This window comes from Ensifer adhaerens (genome assembly GCF_028993555.1).
Lineage (GTDB): Bacteria > Pseudomonadota > Alphaproteobacteria > Rhizobiales > Rhizobiaceae > Ensifer > Ensifer adhaerens_I.
The window spans coordinates 2,403,923-2,420,875 of the sequence record NZ_CP118610.1 but is presented as its reverse complement, the minus strand read 5'-3'; the positions used below and the strand labels follow the sequence as shown (position 1 = coordinate 2,420,875).

Genomic DNA, 16,953 nt, shown 5'->3' with positions numbered 1-16,953 from the left:
TATAATTCGCCTACATAGCGGGCAAATTTCCTTTCCCTGCGGAGCATTCCCTCATGGCACGTCAGTTCATCTATCATATGGCCGGACTTAATAAGTCCTACGGCGCGAAGAAGGTTCTCGAGAACGTTCATCTGTCGTTCTATCCGGACGCCAAGATCGGTATCCTCGGCCCGAACGGCGCCGGTAAGTCGACGGTTCTGCGCATCATGGCCGGCCTCGACAAGGAATTCACCGGCGAGGCCTGGGTCGCCGAGGGTGCCACCGTCGGCTACCTGCCGCAGGAGCCGCAGCTCGATCCGACGAAGACGGTTCTTGAAAACGCCATGGAAGGCGTTGCCAAGAAGAAGGCGATCGTCGACCGCTACAACGAACTGATGATGAACTATTCCGACGAGACGGCGGAAGAGGGCGCCAAGCTCCAGGATATCATCGACAGCCAGAACCTCTGGGATCTCGAAAGCCAGGTGGAAATGGCGATGGAAGCGCTGCGCTGCCCGCCGGGCGACGCGGAAGTCACCAATCTCTCCGGTGGTGAAAAACGCCGTGTTGCGCTCTGCAAGCTGCTTCTGTCGCAGCCGGACCTGCTGCTGCTCGACGAACCGACCAACCACCTCGACGCCGAGACGATCGCCTGGCTCGAAAAGCACCTGCGCGAATATCCGGGCGCCGTGCTGATGATCACCCACGACCGCTACTTCCTCGACAACGTCACCGGCTGGATCCTCGAACTCGACCGCGGCCGCAGCATTCCTTACGAAGGCAACTATTCGGCCTACCTCGTTGCGAAGGCCAAGCGCATGCAGCAGGAAGGCCGCGAAGAGGCTTCCCGCCAGAAGGCGATTGCTCGTGAACAGGAGTGGATTGCGTCGAGCCCGAAGGCTCGCCAGGCCAAGTCCAAGGCGCGTATCCGCTCCTACGACGAACTGGTCAACGCGGCGGAAAACCAGCGTCCGGGCGACGCGCAGATCATCATTCCGGTCGGCGAACGTCTCGGCCAGGTGGTCATCGAGATGGAAGGCGTCACCAAGGGCTATGGCGACCGCCTGCTCATCGACGGCCTGTCGCTGAAGCTGCCGCCGGGCGGCATCGTCGGCATCATCGGCCCGAACGGCGCCGGTAAGACGACGCTCTTCCGCATGATCACCGGCCAGGAACAGCCCGACAGTGGCTCGATCCGCATCGGCGAGACCGTCCATCTCGGCTATGTCGACCAGAGCCGCGACGCGCTCGACGGCAACAAGACCGTCTGGGAGGAAATCTCCGGCGGCGCCGAAGTCATCAAGCTCGGCAAGCACGAGATGAACTCGCGCGCCTATTGCTCGACCTTCAACTTCAAGGGCGGCGACCAGCAGCAGAAGGTCGGCAACCTCTCGGGTGGTCAGCGCAACCGCGTTCACCTTGCCAAGATGCTGAAGGCCGGCGGCAACGTTCTGCTGCTCGACGAACCGACCAACGACCTCGACACCGAGACGCTGGCAGCGCTTGAAGTCGCGCTCGAAAACTTCGCCGGCTGCGCCGTTATCATCAGCCACGACCGCATGTTCCTCGACCGCCTGGCAACGCACATCCTCGCCTTTGAAGGCGACAGCCAGGTCGAGTGGTTCGAAGGCAACTTCGAAGACTACGAGAAGGACAAGATCCGTCGCCTCGGCCCGGATTCGGTCAACCCGAAGCGCGTCACCTACAAGCGCCTGACGCGCTGATCAGGGCAAGGGCGCTCGCCTTTCTTGCGGCGCCCAACCCATCGCGGCAACGCCGCGAAGGCGGGAATTGAAAGTCCATTGTTGCGGGAACGGGCGAAGCGCAGGCTCCGCCCGTTTTCCTTTGCATGCCCTGTTCCGCAAGCGCCATTGTTTGGCCTCTCCGCGCAAATCCGCTTGCACCGACATCGCAAATCACATAAACATATCTTTATGTGTTGATGGGGATCGTGATGGCAGTTCAGAAAGAACTCGGTCTGGATGCGCTGGTGGACGTGCTGAAGGCGGCGGGAGAGCCGACCCGCATGCGTCTTGTCGCTTTGCTTGCCGCTGGCGACCTTACCGTTACCGATCTTACCGAAATTCTCGGGCAGTCGCAGCCGCGTATTTCGCGGCACCTGAAGCTGCTTGCCGAAGTCGAGCTCATCGACCGTTATCAGGAAGGCGCCTGGGCCTATTTCCGTCTCAGGCAGGACGGTGCCCGCGTCGGGCTCGTGCGGGCCATGCTGGCGTCTGCGTCTGCTGACGACGCCGTGCTTTCGCGCGATGCGGCGCGGCTGACCACCCTGAAGAAGGCGAGGGCCGAGAAGGCGCAGGCCTATTTCAGCCGCAACGCCGCCGGCTGGGACGAGCTTCGCCGCCTGCATGTCAGTGAGCGTGATGTCGAGGCCAAGCTGCGTGAGATGGTCGGAGACGAGCCTGTCGAGAGCCTGCTTGATCTGGGAACCGGCACCGGGCGGATCCTGCAGCTCTTCGAAGGGCTCTACCGCCGCGGCGTCGGTGTCGATGCCAGCCGCGACATGCTGGCCGTTGCGCGCTCCAACCTCGATCGTGCCGGTATCACCAAGGCGTCGATCCGGCACGGCGATATCTTCAACCTGCCGCTCGACGGCCAGGCCTTCGATCTCGTCACCATTCACCAGGTGCTGCACTTCCTCGAGGAGCCGGAGGCGGCGATCGCGGAAGCGGCGCGCATGCTGATGCCGGGCGGTCGCCTCGTGATCATCGACTTCGCGCCGCACGCGCTTGAACATCTGCGCGACGAGCATGCCCATGCGCGCCTCGGATTCTCGCACCAGGCGATTGCCGATTGGCTCGCCAAGGCCGGCCTGGTGCTCGAAAAGACCACGGACCTTTCGCCGGAAGGGGCCGAGGAAGAAAAGCTGACGGTGACGATCTGGCTGGCGCGCGATCGGCGCGCCGTGAATGAGAATGAAACGCCGCGGCCGCGCGTTCATGCAGGGGGAGTTTGAGAATGACGGCACAGACGCTTTATCCGGCCGAGCGTGGCAATCTGAGGCTCTCCTTCGAGTATTTCCCTCCCAAGACCGACGAAATGGAAGCGCAGCTCTTCCAGACGGCGGAAGATCTTTCCATCTTCGATCCCGCCTTCGTGACCGTTACCTATGGCGCGGGCGGTTCGACCAAGGCGCGTTCGCTGACGACGGTCAGGCGGATGATCGAGGAGAAGGGGTTTGCCAATACGGCCGCGCACCTGACCTGCGTCGGTGCACCGAAGGCAGAAGTCGATGCGGTCATCGACGAGTACATCGATTATGGCGTCCGCCATTTCGTGGCGCTGCGCGGCGACCCTCAAGGCGGCATCGGCAGCACCTATCAGCCGCATCCGGATGGCTACGCGAGCAGCACCGATCTGGTGCGGGCGATCCGCGCTCGAGGCGGCGATATCGAGATTTCCGTCTCCTCCTATCCGGAGAAGCATCCCGAGAGCCCTGACGTGGCTGCCGATATCGACATGCTGAAGCGCAAGGTCGATGCCGGAGCCAACCGGGCGCTGACCCAGTTCTTCTTCGACAACAACGATTTCGAGCGCTACCTCGAACGGGTGCGTCGCGCCGGCGTCAACATTCCGATCGTGCCGGGCATCCTGCCTATCAACAATCTGGCGCAAGTGCAGAAATTTGCCGGCCTCTGTGGCGCGAGCGTGCCGGAGGCGATCGTCACCCGGCTCGTGCATCTGGAGGATCAGCCGGCCGAGCGCTTCAAGGAGGCGACCCATATCGCCGCCGAACAGATCGTCGATCTCGCCCGGCGCGGCGTGCGCGATTTCCACCTCTACACGATGAACCGTTCGCCCCTGGTGACGGCGGTCCTGGATCTCGTCGGCTTCGAGCGGGGCGCGGCGGAGCCGAGCGTATTGCTCCCCGATGCGCGGCTCCCGGTGGCGGCAGGAGCGGCGGCCTGAGTTCCTGAGGCGACCTACAGCGCCGCGCGTCTTATGAGACGCGCAAAGGTCGCTGTAGCACTTTGAATTGCTGCATGTGTCCTTTAATCGGCTACGATTAAAGGACACATGCAGTAACCCATCCAGGCAAGAGACATCCGAAAACAAGAAAGCGCATGAAGGGTTGCCTTCATGCGCTTTCTTTTCTGTCGCAGCGATTAGACCCTATGCTCTCTTGGCGGTCTAGCTTCCTTGGTGCTGCAAAATGGATTTCCGGAAATTTAAGTCCCTATTCGGTTTGGACTCTCAGCGGCCGCTCATCAGATGAAGAGCATCGTGGCCACGAATACGAACGCTGCACTGATCATGAGGACATTCAGCGAATGTGTAAGGCCCATGGATGACCCTCCCTGCGTTGACGCGTTAAAACATAGGGCGAAATCACGATGTGTTAAAGCGAAACTTGTGCTGCAGTGCGAAATCCGTGAGGGAGGGCGGCCTTATTCACAGGGCTATAATATTGAGATATTTATCTTTTTCAGGCTGCCACATTTTTTTCACAATTGCTTCTGCAAGGTTAATATAAACGTCCGTAACCGTGCGTGAGCGCATCAGAAGGGCACGAATTCGGCGCCCCGATTCCCCGTTCAGGCGGCGTTCTTGAGCCGCAGGATGCGGCCATCAAGCACGGCAAGCCCAAGGGCGATCAGTGCCATTCCGCCGACATCGGCCGCCTGCAGCGTTTCGCCGAGGAAGAGATAGCCGAGCAGGATCGCGCTTGGCGGCACCAGCAGGGTGACAAGCGAGGCATTGGTGGCGCCGGCCTCCGCCATGATCCGGAAAAAGAGGATGTATCCATAGGCGGTGGAGACGAGCGCGAGGCCGAGGATGGCAAGTATCGCTTCCATCGGCGGCATCGGTAGGGTCCAGGGCGCATCGGTGAAGGCAGCAACGGGCAGCATCATCAGCGTCGATGCGGTGAGTTGGCCGGCGGCCGTCACCGGCGGTGCGAGATTTCGGAAGCGCTTGCCGTAGGTTGCCGCAAGGCCATAGCTGACGGCAGCCAGCACCGGAAGCAGCAGCGCCCAGAGCGGAATGCCGCTCGTGGTGCCGAAGAGGCCCGCAACCGCACTCGGCCCGATCAGCACCACGGTGCCGGCAAGCCCCAGCAGGCAGCCGCCGATCTTGCCGGAGCTCAGCTTTTCGTCCTCGGTCGCCATATTGGCGATGATGACGGTCCAGACCGGCGTCGTGGCGTTGAGGATCGCCGCCAGCCCGGCGCCGATCTCAGTCTGGCCGAGGAAGATGAAGGCGTGCGGAATGGCGTTGTTGATCAGCCCCATCAGCGCAAATTCGCGCCAGCGGCCGGAAAGCGCCTGATAGATGCCGAACCGGCCGCGGATATAGAGATGCAGGGCAAGTGCTGCGAGGCCCAACCGCAGCACCACCAGCGTGAATGGCGGCACATGGGCAATGGCCACGCGGGCGAAGAAGAAGGACCCGCCCCAGATGAGACCGAGCAGGGCGAGCAGTGCCCAGGTTCTAACGCTCATCTGATGGCCGTCGACTGTGGTTCGCGCATTCATGGGTGTGCCTGTCCGTGGTGATTGGTCGCCTGCCAGCCTCGTCCGGGCGGAGAATGGGGAGCGTGGCGCAAAAGCTGCGCCCGACATTCCCGGACCGGTTGCGATCTGACGACATTTCATAGCCCGGTGTCCGCGCCGGGACCACCCGGTTCTTGTCGTGTTCGTGAGCAAGCGGGCGCGGGCGGTCCCGGGCGGTTATCGTGCCTGGACCGCCGATACAAGAAACCCCGGGGATCGGTTCCGATCCCCGGGGCAACAAATCCTGCGCACGAGCCACATCCGTGGTCCGAGTTCACTCAGAGGGCGTTGAGGAGTTCCAGCGTCGCCCAGCCATCCGCCGGGCGTCCGAGGCGGAGCTGCTCCTTCTGGAGCGCGGCGCGGGTGCCGGAGCCAAGGATGCCGTCGACCTTGCCGACGTCGTGGCCGAGCGTCTGGAGCTTGGTTTGCAGCTCCTTCATGCCGACATCGTCGAGGCCCGGTTCCGGGTTGCCGCCTTCATAGGTCGGAGCGCCGGCGAGGCGGGTTGCGAAGTAGGCGGCCGAGGTCGTGTAGATGAACGACTGGTTCCACTCGAGATAGACGTTGAAGTTCGGGTAGGTGAGGAAGGCCACGCCCTTGCGGCCCTGCGGCAGCACCAGCGAGGCTTCGAGATTGCCGTTGGCGGTGTTGCCGTCGCGCGGCGTGACGCCGAGCGCGAACCAGTCCGAAGCCTTCATGCCCGGCTGCAGGCCGGTCTTTTCCCACGGCAGCTGTTCGGGAACGCTCACTTCCTGGATCCAGGGCTGGCCGGCCTTGAAGCCGAGGCTCTGGATGAACTTGGCGGCCGTCAGGATCGCGTCGGGCGAGCTCTTCTTGAGGTTGACGTGGCCGTCGCCGTCGCCATCGACGCCATAGGCGATGATGTCTTCCGGCAGCATCTGCACCTGGCCGATCTCGCCGGCCCAGGCGCCGGTCGTCGTTGCCGGATCGAGGTCGCCGTGCTGGACCATCTCAATCGCTGCGATCAACTGCGGGCGGAACATCTCCGGACGGCGGCAGTCATGTGACAGCGTCACCAGCGCATCACGGGTGTTGAAGTCGCCCTGAACGGCGCCGAAATCGGTCTCCATGGCCCAGAAGGCGGTGATGACCGGGGCCGGCACGCCGAATTCCTTCTCGGCGCGAGCAAAGACGTCGGCAAATTCCTTCATCTTCTGCTGGCCGATATCGAGCCGCGACTTGCTGACGGTGCGCTTGGAGAATTCGGTGAAGGTCTGCTTGAACACGCCCTGAGCGCGGTCGCGGCTCAGCACCTTCTCGTTGACGACAGCACCCGCAAGCGCACGGTCGGCGACATCGGCCGGAACACCCTTGGTGACAGCTTCGGCCTTCACGCCTTGAAGAAACGCACCGAGGTCGCCGCCGCAGGCAACCGTCGGGGCTGCTGCCTGCGTGCCCGTCTGCGTCGCGGTCTGGGCGAAGGCGGTGGAGGCGGTAAGTGCCAGGAGGGCGACGGAGGCCAGGGCGTGCCGGGTAGTCCGGATCATCATAATTCCTTTCTTTGGCCGCAGGGTGCGGGAGACACCACCACGGACAGCCAAATTGCTGGAAGGCCTGCACAACGCCATAAATCGTCATCGATTTAGGGACAAATCATGCGGCGGTTCAAAAATGTTACAGCGACCTTTGCGCATCCTTGCAGACGTGCGGCGCTGTAAAATCTGCTGTTGCTCTTTCAGAGCATTATGACCGAAAGAAGAAAATGGGGTGCCTTGCCGCAGCTGCCGGCAAGAATGGCGGTCTTACTTCGGCTGTGAGACCGCCGCGACCCAATTCTTCCAGTTTTTCGCCGAGCCGGCGAAGACATTGATATCGGTGGCGCCATCGATACCCGGGATTACGCCGGTGCTGGTGTACTGCCAGAACGCCCAGCGGCGCTCGACATAGACTTCGCCCGGATGCTTGGCGACCGAGCGCACCCAGAAGTGGTGCTCCTTGAACTGGTCGACGAGATTGTCGCGGTGGAAATCGACCGAGGTGTAGATGATCGGCCGCTTGCCGTAATGGGCTTCGAGGCGATCCATGAAGCGCTTCATCTCGACGCGCACTTCGTCCGGCGTCGGGCGGTGGCGGCAGGTCTTCGATTCGCCGTTCCACTCGACGTCGAGTACCGGCGGCAGGTAGACGGCGGTCTTCGGCACATTGGCGATGAACCAGTCGGCCTGTTCGTCGGCGGACGAGCAGAAATAATAGAAGTGATAGGGCGCGTAGGGGATGCCGGCGGCGCGCGCCCTTTGCCAGTATTCGTTGAAGCGGGTATCGACCCTGTCCTTGCCTTCGGTCGCCTTGATGAAGGCGAAGGAGACGCCGGAGTTCTTCACCTTCATCCAGTCGATATCGCCATTCCATTTCGAAACGTCGATGCCGTGAATGTTGTGGCGCTGTGGCGTGCGATCACCGAAGTCCTGCGGGTCCGTATCCTGGAAGCGCGGCGGGATCGATGCCGTCTGCATCAGGTCGTAATCGGTCGAGGAACAGGCGGAAAGGAGAGTGGCAATGGGCAGTAGAGCCAGGAGAAGCCGGCGCATGAGGTACCTGTCTAGAGACGAGCGACGATCCTGCCTCACACGATGGCTTCCATATCGGTGATTTCCCCCGCGAGGCGTGAACCCCATCTTCACCATATCATCGTAAAAATTGGGTTAGCTCAAGCGAGAATTGCAGGTGGGGTGGGAGCGCACCGACTTCTACCCCAGCGCGAAGTCCCCTTCGTGATTTCGGCGCGCTCTGGCGAAGTGAGGCAGGGGCGGCCGTCTGCGCGACTGGTTCCCGGCTTCAGGCGGCGATTGCGACGGCTGGACGATGATAGACCGCAAGCCAGGCATAGCCGCGGCCGATCGCACGGCGTTCGAGATCGCCGCCGTTCTCTCGGGCCTTCTCGCGCAGCACGTCGAACAGGTTTGCGCGTGGTGTGACGTGGAAGCGATCGAGCCAGCCGTGCAGCGCCCGGCGGAAGCTTGCCGGCAGGCGTTCCTGCTGGCCGAAATCGGCAATGTGCAGCGACCCGCCGGGATTGAGCGCGGCGATGGCCGCATCGATCGCCTTCTGCCAATCGGGGATCATCGATAGCGAATAGGAGATGACGATGCGATCGAAGCCGCGTTCGCCGAAGATGGCCGGGTTGAAGTCCGTGGCATCGGCGACCTGAAGCGCGGCGCGGCGCTTGCCGCTGCGGTTGAGCTTCGTGTCGGCAGAGGTCAGCATTTCCTGGGAAATGTCGAGGCCGAAGAGACGGGCCGAAGGGAAGCAGCGGCCGATGAGCGCCAGATTGCGCCCGGTGCCGCAGCCGACTTCGAGCACAGAGGCACCGGGGGCCGGGTTCATCTCCCGGATCAGCGTGTCGCGGCCGAAGAGATAGTATTTCCGCGTCAGATCGTAGAAGTGCCGCTGGTAGCGGTACATGTGGTCCATGCGCCGCGCGTGCGAAATCCCGGTCTCAGGCATCGGCTCAAGCCTTCTTCCGGTAGATGTGGAAACCACCGTAGATGGCGGAGCGGTCTTCGGCACCGAGCTTGACCGATGCTTCGGCATCGTAATGCCACTGGTCGAGCAGGGCCGAGGAGACGCGGCCGGGCAGGATGCTGTCTTCTGCCGCCGTGCGGAAGATGACGATCGCGCCGGCATCCGCCGTGCGGGTGATCTCGGTCCAGAGGTCGTTGAGCTGCTGGTCAGTCATCCAGTCCTGTGCGTCGAGCAGGATGTAGCGGTCGACGGAAGCGGCCGGCTTGTTGGCCAGGAGTTCGGTGTAGCTTGCGTGGTGAACCTCGACACGCTCGGCATTGTTGCGGATCGCCTCATAGGCGCGGGCATTGAGGTAGGGTGGCAACTCACCTTCGTGCGGCAGCGGATAGCGACGGCCGAAGGCCTGCCAGGCGAAGTAGTTTTCCCGCAGCGGGAAGTGGCAGGTAAGCTTTTCCAGGCGGTGGCGCAGCACGGCGGCGAGCGACTTCTCGCTGCTGAGGCTTGCAAGCTCGTCGAACTGCTGCGGCGGGATGCCAAGCCCGAAAAGCGAGCTCTTGCGGCCGGTGATCCAGCGGATGACGGGGCGATCGAAAAGGGGCGCCAGGCGCTCGTCGAAGAACTGGCGCTGCTCGCGCATCGAGCCGGCCCGGACGAACTCTTCCGGGTTGACGCCATGCAGGCGGGCAAGCAGGTGGCTTGCGGCGATGAAGCGGCCGAGCAGACCGGTGCGATAGATGTTGCGGCCAAAGACGCCGATGCGGCGGCGGCCGGTCATGTCGCGGCCGTTCCAGTAGCTGCGCGTTGCCGTGTCGAGCTTCGGCGCAATGAAGAGATCGAAGGCCTGGACGTTGGTGGCCGTGCCCTGGGTCGCCAGGAACCGCGTCACGTCCTTGTGGCTCGGCAGGTGGCGGAAGGCCGCGAGCTTGAGGCGGTTCAGCGCGATGTGGTGCGGGTTGAGGTCGACCACGTCGATCCTGCGCGGGCCGGCCGACAGATAGGTCAGCATGTTGCAGCCGCCGGAGCCGATGGTGACGATCCGATGCTCCGGGCCGAGCTGCATCGCTTCCATGTCGACGATCGGGTCCTCCCAGATCTGCGGGTAGACAAGACCGGAAAACAGCAGGCCGAAGAGACGTTCCGAAAGGCCGGCAAGGGAGAAGGTCTTGTGCTGGAGCAGGGCGTTTTTCAGCTTCGGATTTTTTCTGCCAAAGCCAACGTCGGGGGCTAGTTCGGTCATCTCTGCCGGTCATCCAGTTGAAACTTAGCCGCTTCTAAAGTGACTCCGCTACACTTTGATGACGAGGTTTCCACAGCCCCAGCGCGCGCTCAGATGGTCGCAATACAATTTTTCACCCATAAGAAATCATTAAACCCTGGCGTGCTAGCACCGGCTTATATTCGGGGGCGTCGACATGATGTTAAGAACGTTTCTGCCGAAGCCCGAGCAGCGATTTGCGGCTGCCGGCGCGGCATTGGGGGCTCTGGTTTCTGCGGCGTGGCTGGCGACCGAAACCGTGTTCGCAAAACAATCGCATTGGGATGTTCCGGCAATGCTTGCGGCTGGCGCCATGCCCTTCCTCCTCGGCGGATCTTTCTATCGCTGGCGCTACTCGCGCCGCCTCGAACACGAGTTGCATGCAGCGCGCCGCGCCGAGCGGCGCTTGCGCCACGAAGTCCACCGCGACAAACTTACCGGGCTTGCCAACCGCGCGGCGCTGGAGGCGGACATTCGCCAGGCGCTTTGCGCAGAAGGGGCCGCCTTCGAACGCAACGCGCTGCTCCTTCTCGATCTGGACCGGTTCAAGGCGATCAACGATACGATGGGTCACGATGCCGGCGACCGGCTGCTGGCGCTCTTCGGTGCGCGTCTGAGGCGTGCCTTTTCCGGAGAGGCGACCATCTACCGGCTGGGGGGAGACGAGTTCGTGCTCACAGCTGCTGGCGCATCATCGCAGGCCGAGGCGGAAACACTCGCAATGCGGGTAAAGGCGCTGTTCGAAGCGCCGTTCGATCTCGGCGATGCAAGGGTCGCTTCCGGCTGCAGCATCGGCATCGCCTTCGTCGAGCGCAGCGATACCGCGACGGGCGAGGTGCTGAAGCGTGCCGATCTGGCGCTCTACGAGGCGAAGGCGGTGAGCGGCAACAGCCACGCCTTCCATTCGGAAACACTGACCCATGCCGCCCGGCAGCGGGCGGAGGCCGAGCGCGATGTGGCGCGCGGGCTCGAAGACGGAGAATTCTTCCTCGAATTCCTGCCGATCGGCGGGACGGCAAGCGGATCCATCCGCGCGTTCGAGGCGCTGCTGCGCTGGCGGCACCCGCTTCGCGGCGTCATCAGTGCGAAAACCATCGTCGAGCCGTCGGAGCAGAGCACGAGCGCGCTTGTGCTCGGCTATTGGACACTTCAGGCGGCCTGTGCAGAAGCTGCCCGCTGGGCTTCGCCGACCGGGCTGACCGTCGCGCCCTTCGCTCCGCAACTCAAGGATCGAGACTTCGTTGCGCAGGTCGGCCAATGCCTCGCCGAAGCAAGCTTGCCGCCGGGACGCCTGACGATCGAGATCACCGCGGACTTTTCGACAGAGGATCTCGCCCTGATTTCCGAAAATCTCCAGGGGTTGCAGGCGCTGGGTGTGCGCATTGCGCTTGGCGGCGGCGCCGGTTCATCCTTGCCCTTGAACATGATTGCCGAACTGCAGCCCGACCAGGTGACCATCGATCTGACCGCCATCCGGGCGACCCACGGCAGCGAACGCAGCGTTGCGCTGCTCGCCTGCCTGATCAAGACCGGGCATGTACTGCGCCTGCCGATTGCGGTGCGCGGCATCGAAAAGGAAAGCGAGATGGATTGCGCGCAGGCCAGCGGCGCCGTGGAAGTCCGCGGCCCGTGGATATCGCCGGCGCTTACGGATGTGGCGGCATTACTTGAGGCAGGCGAAGCGGCGGATCTGCGCCGCTCGGCCTAAGGCTGAGGCCCAGCGCTCTCCAGGCTCTCCATTCCCCGGAAATTGGAAATTTGCAGTCTGCAGGCTTTTCCTGTCCGCGAAATGCTGGTTCTCTCTGCAACTCGACAGCGATCGTGCGTTCCATCGGACCAGCGCCAGCGCTGTAGCACTTTGAATTGCTGCATGTTTCTGTCCTTGGGCGGCCCTCCAAGGATGCATGAGACGGCCGGAGGGAACGCATGAGACGCATGTTGAGGATATCAGGCGCGGCGCTGGGGCTGGGTGTTGTCGCCCTCTTCGGTTGGCTCGCGATCGCGCCGCCGGAATTGCTCAAGGTCGGTGATGGGTACGCCGCGAAGATCGTCTGCTCCAATGTCTTCATCGCGAAACGGGATGCCCAGTCGGTGCTGGCCGATGATGTCCAGGCGCCGGGACACCCCTTGCTGAAGCTGGTCAAGGTTGCCGTTGAACCGGAAAGACAGATGGTGACCGCGCGGATTCTCGGCTTTGCAGCGGCGGGCACTGCTGCCTATCGACCGGGCGCAGGATGTACGAGCCTGCCGGATGGCGACGGCACGAGCCTGCTGTCGATCAAGACCGCGACGTCCGTGGCTGCGCCTGCTTCCGAGACTCCCTGGCCGGAAGGTGAGGGCGCTGCGATCGATCCTACCTTGCAGAAGCTTATCGAAGATGCCGATCTCGCCGGTCCGGGCGCGCGGGCGATTGCCGTCATCCGCGATGGCCGCCTGGTCGCCGAGACCTATGGCCAGGGCTTCGATCGTTCGACGCCCTTGCTCGGCTGGTCGATGACGAAATCGATCACGGCGGCGCTGATCGGCCTGCGTGTGGCCGAAGGTAAAATGGACGTGGCGCGCGCCGGGCTCCTGCCGGAATGGGCGGGCGACAAACGGGCCAGCATCACGCTTGCCGACCTGATGGGTATGCAGAGCGGCCTCGAATTCAACGAGAACTATGGTGACGTTACCGATGTGACGCGCATGCTCTATCTGGAGAAGGATATGGCGGGTTATGCGGCGGCCAAGCCGCTGACATCAGATCCCAGCGCGAAGTTCAGCTATTCGAGCGGCACGAGCACGTTGCTGTCGCGCATCTGGATGCGGACCTTCGACGATCCGGCAGAAGCCCTTGCTTTTCCGCACGATCAACTGTTCGCCCCTTTGGGCATGAGTAGCGCCGTGCTCGAAACCGATGCGAGCGGCACCTTCGTCGGCTCGTCCTATATGTATGCCACAGCGCAGGACTGGGCGCGCTTCGCACAGTTCCTGCTGCAGGATGGCGTGTGGAAGGGGAGGGCGATGCTGCCGAAGGATTACGTCGCCTTCATGCGCGCACCGACCAAGGCTTCTGGCGGCAAATATGGCCAGGGCCAGGTGTGGCTCGAAGAAAACGGCGTGCGCGCCGGTTCCGGCAGTTTCCCGGCGGACGCCTTCTGGATGCTCGGCCATGACGGCCAGGCGATCATGCTGGTGCCGTCGCTGAAGCTCGCGGTGGTCCGGCTGGGGCTCACGCCCTCACGCCTCGGCTACGACGTGCAGAAGCTCAACGCCAAAATAATAGAGGCGCTCGATTGAGCGCCTCGTAGATCGGTCTGGACAATCAGCGGTGCTGATTTAGCTCACTTCATGCCGAGGTCGTCGAGAAGGCCCTTGCGCTTGGCGTGGTAGTAGTAGCCGCTGGCATAGAGCTTGACCGCGCTGTCGTGCTGGTTGTCGGCCACCATCCAGGCGCCGTGCAGATACTTGGTCGCGTATTTGAGGTTGGTCTCGGCGTCGAACAGGCCTTCCGCCGGGCCGTCATAGCCGAGGCCCTTGGCGGTATTGTAGCGGATCTGCATAAGGCCGTAATTGCCCCTGCTGTAAGCACGCGGATTGTAGTTGCTCTCGCGCTTGACGACGCGGTGAACCAGTTCGACCGGAATATCGTTCAGGTCGGCATAGTACTTGATCAGCTTGTCGAGGTCGGGACGGGAGCTCGTCGGCGCATTGCTGAGCTTCATTGAATCCGGAATGACGCTGGCCACGGCTGCGACCGTCGAGCCGATGACGCCTGTCTTCGGACGCTCGGTCGGAACGATCATGCGGTTGGCGACCAGCGTTTCGAGACCGACGGGCTCGCCGGTGTCGAAGTCCGATTCCATCGCCGCGGCAACCGCGAGCGTCGAGACCGGCAGGTCCTGGACGCGGGCCGTCTTCATCGCTGCGGGAGAGGGGGCAACTGCGGCCATCTGCATTGCCTCGGCCGAGGCCGGAGCTTCGGCCGCGGCGATCGCCGCCGTGGCGCCGGTTTGCGTCGTCGGTGCAACCATCGCAAGCGCCATGGTGTCGCCCGGCTTGGTCGCGGGAACCGCGACCATCGAAGGGGCGGCTTCGGCACCTTGCGCCAGGTCAGTCGCGACCGGATAGGTGACCGCCATGCCCGATGCCTGGGCGGCCGTCTGCGCCGTCAGCGCAGCGCTCGTCGCGGTGGCCACGCCGTCAGGCGTGGGCAGCGCGTAGGCCGTCATTTCAGTGCCGGGCTTTGCGAGCGGGGTGACCGTCTGCACGGCCGTCAGTTCTTCAAGCGACGTGTGCTCTACCGTTGAGCATCCCGAGACGATGGTCGCCGACAGTATAGCGGCCACGCCAAACGTCTGTTTGGTAAGGGAAATACGGTACTTCGCCATTCTGTCACTTTCGTGCTTCTGGGCCCCGTAGCCCCTGCAAATCAGCGGTTGCCAGCCGCCAAGAGTGAATCTCCATTAACCTATGCGGCTGGCGGCGGCAAGCGCGAGGGTGTATTTCACGCCGTGGCGCGCTTCATCGTCGCCGTCAGAAGCCCCGCACCAATGAGCATGGAACCGCCGGCGCGGTTGACGATCCGCCGGATATTCGGCCTGGAAATCGTGCTGCGCGCAGCGGTCGCAAGGGCCGCGTAGAGGCTGGCGTTGAGGATCGCGAGCGTCAGGAAGGTGAGCTCGAAAATTGCCATCTGGGTAAAGAGCGGCTGGCTGAGATCGAGGAACTGCGGCAGGAAGGCGACGAAGAAGACGATGCTTTTCGGGTTCAGCGCGGTCACCGCATAGGTATGAAAGAAGATACGCAGCGGCCGCTCGGTGGGGGTGGTTTCGATGTCGGCTTCGCCGCCGGCTGAAACCGGCGCGCGCCAGAGCTTGATGCCGAGCCAGATGAGATAGGCAGCACCCACCCATTTCAGCACGGTGAAGATCGCCGCCGAGGTCGCAAGCAGCGCACCGAGGCCGAGCATCGAGGCGGTCATCGCGGTGAAGTCGCCGAGGGCCACGCCGGCGACCGTGGCGCCGGCAGTCTTGCGGCCATGGCCGAGCGCATAGGAAATGACGAGAAGAATGGTGGGGCCTGGGATGGCGAGCAGCACGGCAGAAGCTGCGGCAAAGGCAAACCAATGTTCGAAAGACATGAAAAGGCTCCGCGTTTGAGGTGGTCTCGGCAATCAATTTTGCCGAGCCAGCCACGGAAACGCGGAGCCGTCAACGTCTAATCAGTGGTTGTCGGCGGTGGCGGACGCACCCGCACTCGCCGGAATACCTGAAGTCAGTGCTTCTGCGCCTGCCACTTCTGGCCGATGACGTCCATCACGTCGCCGAACCACTTGACCGAGGTGTCGAACTGCTTGCCGCCCTTGATGCGCGGGAATTCGATCGTGCGCAGCTTGCCGCCCTGGTCCTCGTCGTGACCGGTGACGCCAGAGACCTTGTTGAGCGCGCTTTCGACGGCGAGGTCGACCATGCTCTGGATCAGGCGCAGGTCGTCGCCGTTGGCCGGAGCGGAGCGGGCGTAGTAGCCGGACTTCTGCACCATCGCGCGCTCGGCGCCGAGCAGGGCTGCGAACTGCTTGGAGAACCAGTTGCCGACATTGATGGTGTCGATCTTCACGTGGCCGAAGGCATCGCGCTTGATCGTTTCGCCGGCCGCTTCCCGTTCGGCGACGATTGCATCGAGGCAGGCGCCTTCACTGACGAACAGCGTCACGAAGCCGGTGCGGTCCATGACCTGGCGCAGGCGATCGGCTTCGCCCTGCAGGTCGAACTTCATCTCCGGCAGATAGAGCCCGTCGATGTTCTTCATCTGACGGTTCATCATGAAGCCGTCGACGAACTCCTTGTCGTCGATCGCCTGGACATAGGAGCGGGCGGTGGCCGCCGTCAGCCAGCCGCAATGGCGGCCCATGACTTCATGGACGACCAGCGTACGCGGTGCGGCGCTCTGCTCGTTGCTGACATTATCGAAGAAGCGGGCGCCGTATTCGGCGGCCGTCCAGGCGCCGAGCGTCTGGCGGATCGGCACGACGTCGTTGTCGACGGTCTTCGGCAGGCCGACCACAGTCAGGTTGTAGCCGTTGGCGCCGAGATAGGCGGCGAGATCCGCCGCCGTCGTGTTGGTGTCGTCGCCACCGATCGTGTGGAGGATCGAGATGCCGTCATTGGCCAGCCGTTCTGCGGCGACGCGCAGCGGGTTCTCGCCATCCTTGACGAGGCCGCGCTTGACGCAGTCGGCCGCGTTGGTGAGCTTGACGCGGCTGTTGCCGATCGGCGAGCCGCCATGGCGGTGCAGGATATGCGCCTTCTCGCGCATGTCGCGGGTGATCTCGATGCGGTCGCCCAAGAGCACGCCCTGGTAGCCGGAGCGATAGGCGACCAGCTCATACTCGGGCGCGACGTCGGTGTAGCGCTCGATCAGGCCCCCAACCGCCGATGACAGACAGGGCGCGAGCCCGCCGGCCGTCAGCATTGCGACTTTTTTCTTGGCCATGTTTCCTCCTCGGGACTTTGGCATGCGATGGGTGGGGCCTCCATAACGCAAATCGGATGGAAATTAAATGACGGCCCTGTGGATGTTGTGTCGAACTGCCCGCGCAAGGAGCCATCGAGCGCCGGAAGGCCGGGGCAGGACGGGCCGGCGCGGATTGTCGCAGGGAGCGACGCCGGCGCGGCGCGCAGGCCGGATATTGCAGAAGGCGGAATTGCCGCCTTTGCGGGCCGAAATGACATTTCTTCTTAGTTG

13 protein-coding genes are annotated in these 16,953 nt (G+C 63.1%); 5 read left to right on the top strand and 8 right to left on the bottom strand.

Annotation, left to right across the window (positions count from 1 at the left end):
- Window positions 1-53: 53 nt before the first annotated feature.
- The 3 genes from ettA (at window position 54) to metF (ending at window position 3,906) form a co-directional block, all read left to right on the top strand.
- Window positions 54-1,703 carry an energy-dependent translational throttle protein EttA gene (gene ettA / locus PWG15_RS11835; RefSeq protein WP_113540747.1) on the top strand — a complete coding sequence of 550 codons (1,650 nt, stop codon included), beginning with the start codon at window positions 54-56 and terminating at the stop codon, window positions 1,701-1,703.
- Window positions 1,704-1,933: 230 nt separating this feature from the next.
- Complete coding sequence (locus PWG15_RS11830; protein ID WP_275019965.1) at window positions 1,934-2,953, top strand: ArsR/SmtB family transcription factor; 1,020 nt, start codon at window positions 1,934-1,936, stop codon at window positions 2,951-2,953.
- A gap of 2 nt (window positions 2,954-2,955) precedes the next feature.
- On the top strand, window positions 2,956-3,906 hold the full coding sequence (metF, locus tag PWG15_RS11825) for a methylenetetrahydrofolate reductase [NAD(P)H] (RefSeq protein ID WP_275019964.1): 951 nt from the start codon (window positions 2,956-2,958) through the stop codon (window positions 3,904-3,906).
- A 626-nt stretch (window positions 3,907-4,532) separates the two neighbouring features.
- Here metF and PWG15_RS11820 read toward each other — a convergent pair.
- The 5 genes from PWG15_RS11820 to PWG15_RS11800 form a co-directional block, all read right to left on the bottom strand.
- The gene (locus tag PWG15_RS11820; protein ID WP_275019963.1) at window positions 4,533-5,471 is read right to left on the bottom strand and encodes a DMT family transporter; all 939 of its coding nucleotides are present in this window, start codon (window positions 5,469-5,471) and stop codon (window positions 4,533-4,535) included.
- A gap of 296 nt (window positions 5,472-5,767) precedes the next feature.
- Window positions 5,768-6,997: a lytic murein transglycosylase gene (locus PWG15_RS11815; protein ID WP_275019962.1), complete on the bottom strand. Its 1,230-nt coding sequence runs from the start codon at window positions 6,995-6,997 to the stop codon at window positions 5,768-5,770.
- A 255-nt stretch (window positions 6,998-7,252) separates the two neighbouring features.
- Window positions 7,253-8,038 (bottom strand): glycoside hydrolase family 25 protein, encoded by a 786-nt coding sequence (locus PWG15_RS11810; protein WP_275019961.1) that lies wholly within the window; start codon window positions 8,036-8,038, stop codon window positions 7,253-7,255.
- A gap of 247 nt (window positions 8,039-8,285) precedes the next feature.
- On the bottom strand, window positions 8,286-8,954 hold the full coding sequence (locus tag PWG15_RS11805) for a class I SAM-dependent methyltransferase (protein WP_275019960.1): 669 nt from the start codon (window positions 8,952-8,954) through the stop codon (window positions 8,286-8,288).
- A 4-nt stretch (window positions 8,955-8,958) separates the two neighbouring features.
- Window positions 8,959-10,209 carry a BtaA family protein gene (locus tag PWG15_RS11800; protein WP_275019959.1) on the bottom strand — a complete coding sequence of 417 codons (1,251 nt, stop codon included), beginning with the start codon at window positions 10,207-10,209 and terminating at the stop codon, window positions 8,959-8,961.
- Window positions 10,210-10,384: 175 nt separating this feature from the next.
- On the opposite strand from PWG15_RS11800, the gene PWG15_RS11795 reads away from it, so the two are divergent.
- Entirely contained in the window at window positions 10,385-11,935 is a 1,551-nt protein-coding gene (locus PWG15_RS11795; RefSeq protein WP_275019958.1) for an EAL domain-containing protein, read from the top strand.
- 218 nt (window positions 11,936-12,153) lie between these two features.
- Complete coding sequence (locus tag PWG15_RS11790; RefSeq protein ID WP_275019957.1) at window positions 12,154-13,506, top strand: serine hydrolase domain-containing protein; 1,353 nt, start codon at window positions 12,154-12,156, stop codon at window positions 13,504-13,506.
- Window positions 13,507-13,550: 44 nt separating this feature from the next.
- Here the strand turns inward: PWG15_RS11790 and PWG15_RS11785 are convergent, their stop codons facing one another.
- The 3 genes from PWG15_RS11785 to PWG15_RS11775 all read right to left on the bottom strand — a co-directional run bounded on the left by PWG15_RS11785 (window position 13,551) and on the right by PWG15_RS11775 (window position 16,701).
- Window positions 13,551-14,597 carry a lytic transglycosylase domain-containing protein gene (locus PWG15_RS11785; protein WP_275019956.1) on the bottom strand — a complete coding sequence of 349 codons (1,047 nt, stop codon included), beginning with the start codon at window positions 14,595-14,597 and terminating at the stop codon, window positions 13,551-13,553.
- A gap of 116 nt (window positions 14,598-14,713) precedes the next feature.
- Window positions 14,714-15,349 (bottom strand): LysE family translocator, encoded by a 636-nt coding sequence (locus tag PWG15_RS11780; RefSeq protein ID WP_275019955.1) that lies wholly within the window; start codon window positions 15,347-15,349, stop codon window positions 14,714-14,716.
- 134 nt (window positions 15,350-15,483) lie between these two features.
- Complete coding sequence (locus PWG15_RS11775) at window positions 15,484-16,701, bottom strand: pyrophosphate--fructose-6-phosphate 1-phosphotransferase (RefSeq protein ID WP_275019954.1); 1,218 nt, start codon at window positions 16,699-16,701, stop codon at window positions 15,484-15,486.
- Window positions 16,702-16,953: the final 252 nt, after the last annotated feature.

Bases quoted from the DNA above. Each gene is read 5' to 3' on its own strand.
- PWG15_RS11815 (WP_275019962.1), bottom strand. From the start codon at position 6,997: ATGATCCGGACTACCCGGCACGCCCTGGCCTCCGTCGCCCTCCTGGCA.
- PWG15_RS11790 (WP_275019957.1), top strand. From the start codon at position 12,154: ATGAGACGCATGTTGAGGATATCAGGCGCGGCGCTGGGGCTGGGTGTT.
- PWG15_RS11800 (WP_275019959.1), bottom strand. From the start codon at position 10,209: ATGACCGAACTAGCCCCCGACGTTGGCTTTGGCAGAAAAAATCCGAAG.
- metF (WP_275019964.1), top strand. From the start codon at position 2,956: ATGACGGCACAGACGCTTTATCCGGCCGAGCGTGGCAATCTGAGGCTC.
- PWG15_RS11820 (WP_275019963.1), bottom strand. From the start codon at position 5,471: ATGAATGCGCGAACCACAGTCGACGGCCATCAGATGAGCGTTAGAACC.
- PWG15_RS11810 (WP_275019961.1), bottom strand. From the start codon at position 8,038: ATGCGCCGGCTTCTCCTGGCTCTACTGCCCATTGCCACTCTCCTTTCC.
- PWG15_RS11775 (WP_275019954.1), bottom strand. From the start codon at position 16,701: ATGGCCAAGAAAAAAGTCGCAATGCTGACGGCCGGCGGGCTCGCGCCC.
- PWG15_RS11805 (WP_275019960.1), bottom strand. From the start codon at position 8,954: ATGCCTGAGACCGGGATTTCGCACGCGCGGCGCATGGACCACATGTAC.
- PWG15_RS11795 (WP_275019958.1), top strand. From the start codon at position 10,385: ATGATGTTAAGAACGTTTCTGCCGAAGCCCGAGCAGCGATTTGCGGCT.
- PWG15_RS11780 (WP_275019955.1), bottom strand. From the start codon at position 15,349: ATGTCTTTCGAACATTGGTTTGCCTTTGCCGCAGCTTCTGCCGTGCTG.
- ettA (WP_113540747.1), top strand. From the start codon at position 54: ATGGCACGTCAGTTCATCTATCATATGGCCGGACTTAATAAGTCCTAC.
- PWG15_RS11830 (WP_275019965.1), top strand. From the start codon at position 1,934: ATGGCAGTTCAGAAAGAACTCGGTCTGGATGCGCTGGTGGACGTGCTG.
- PWG15_RS11785 (WP_275019956.1), bottom strand. From the start codon at position 14,597: ATGGCGAAGTACCGTATTTCCCTTACCAAACAGACGTTTGGCGTGGCC.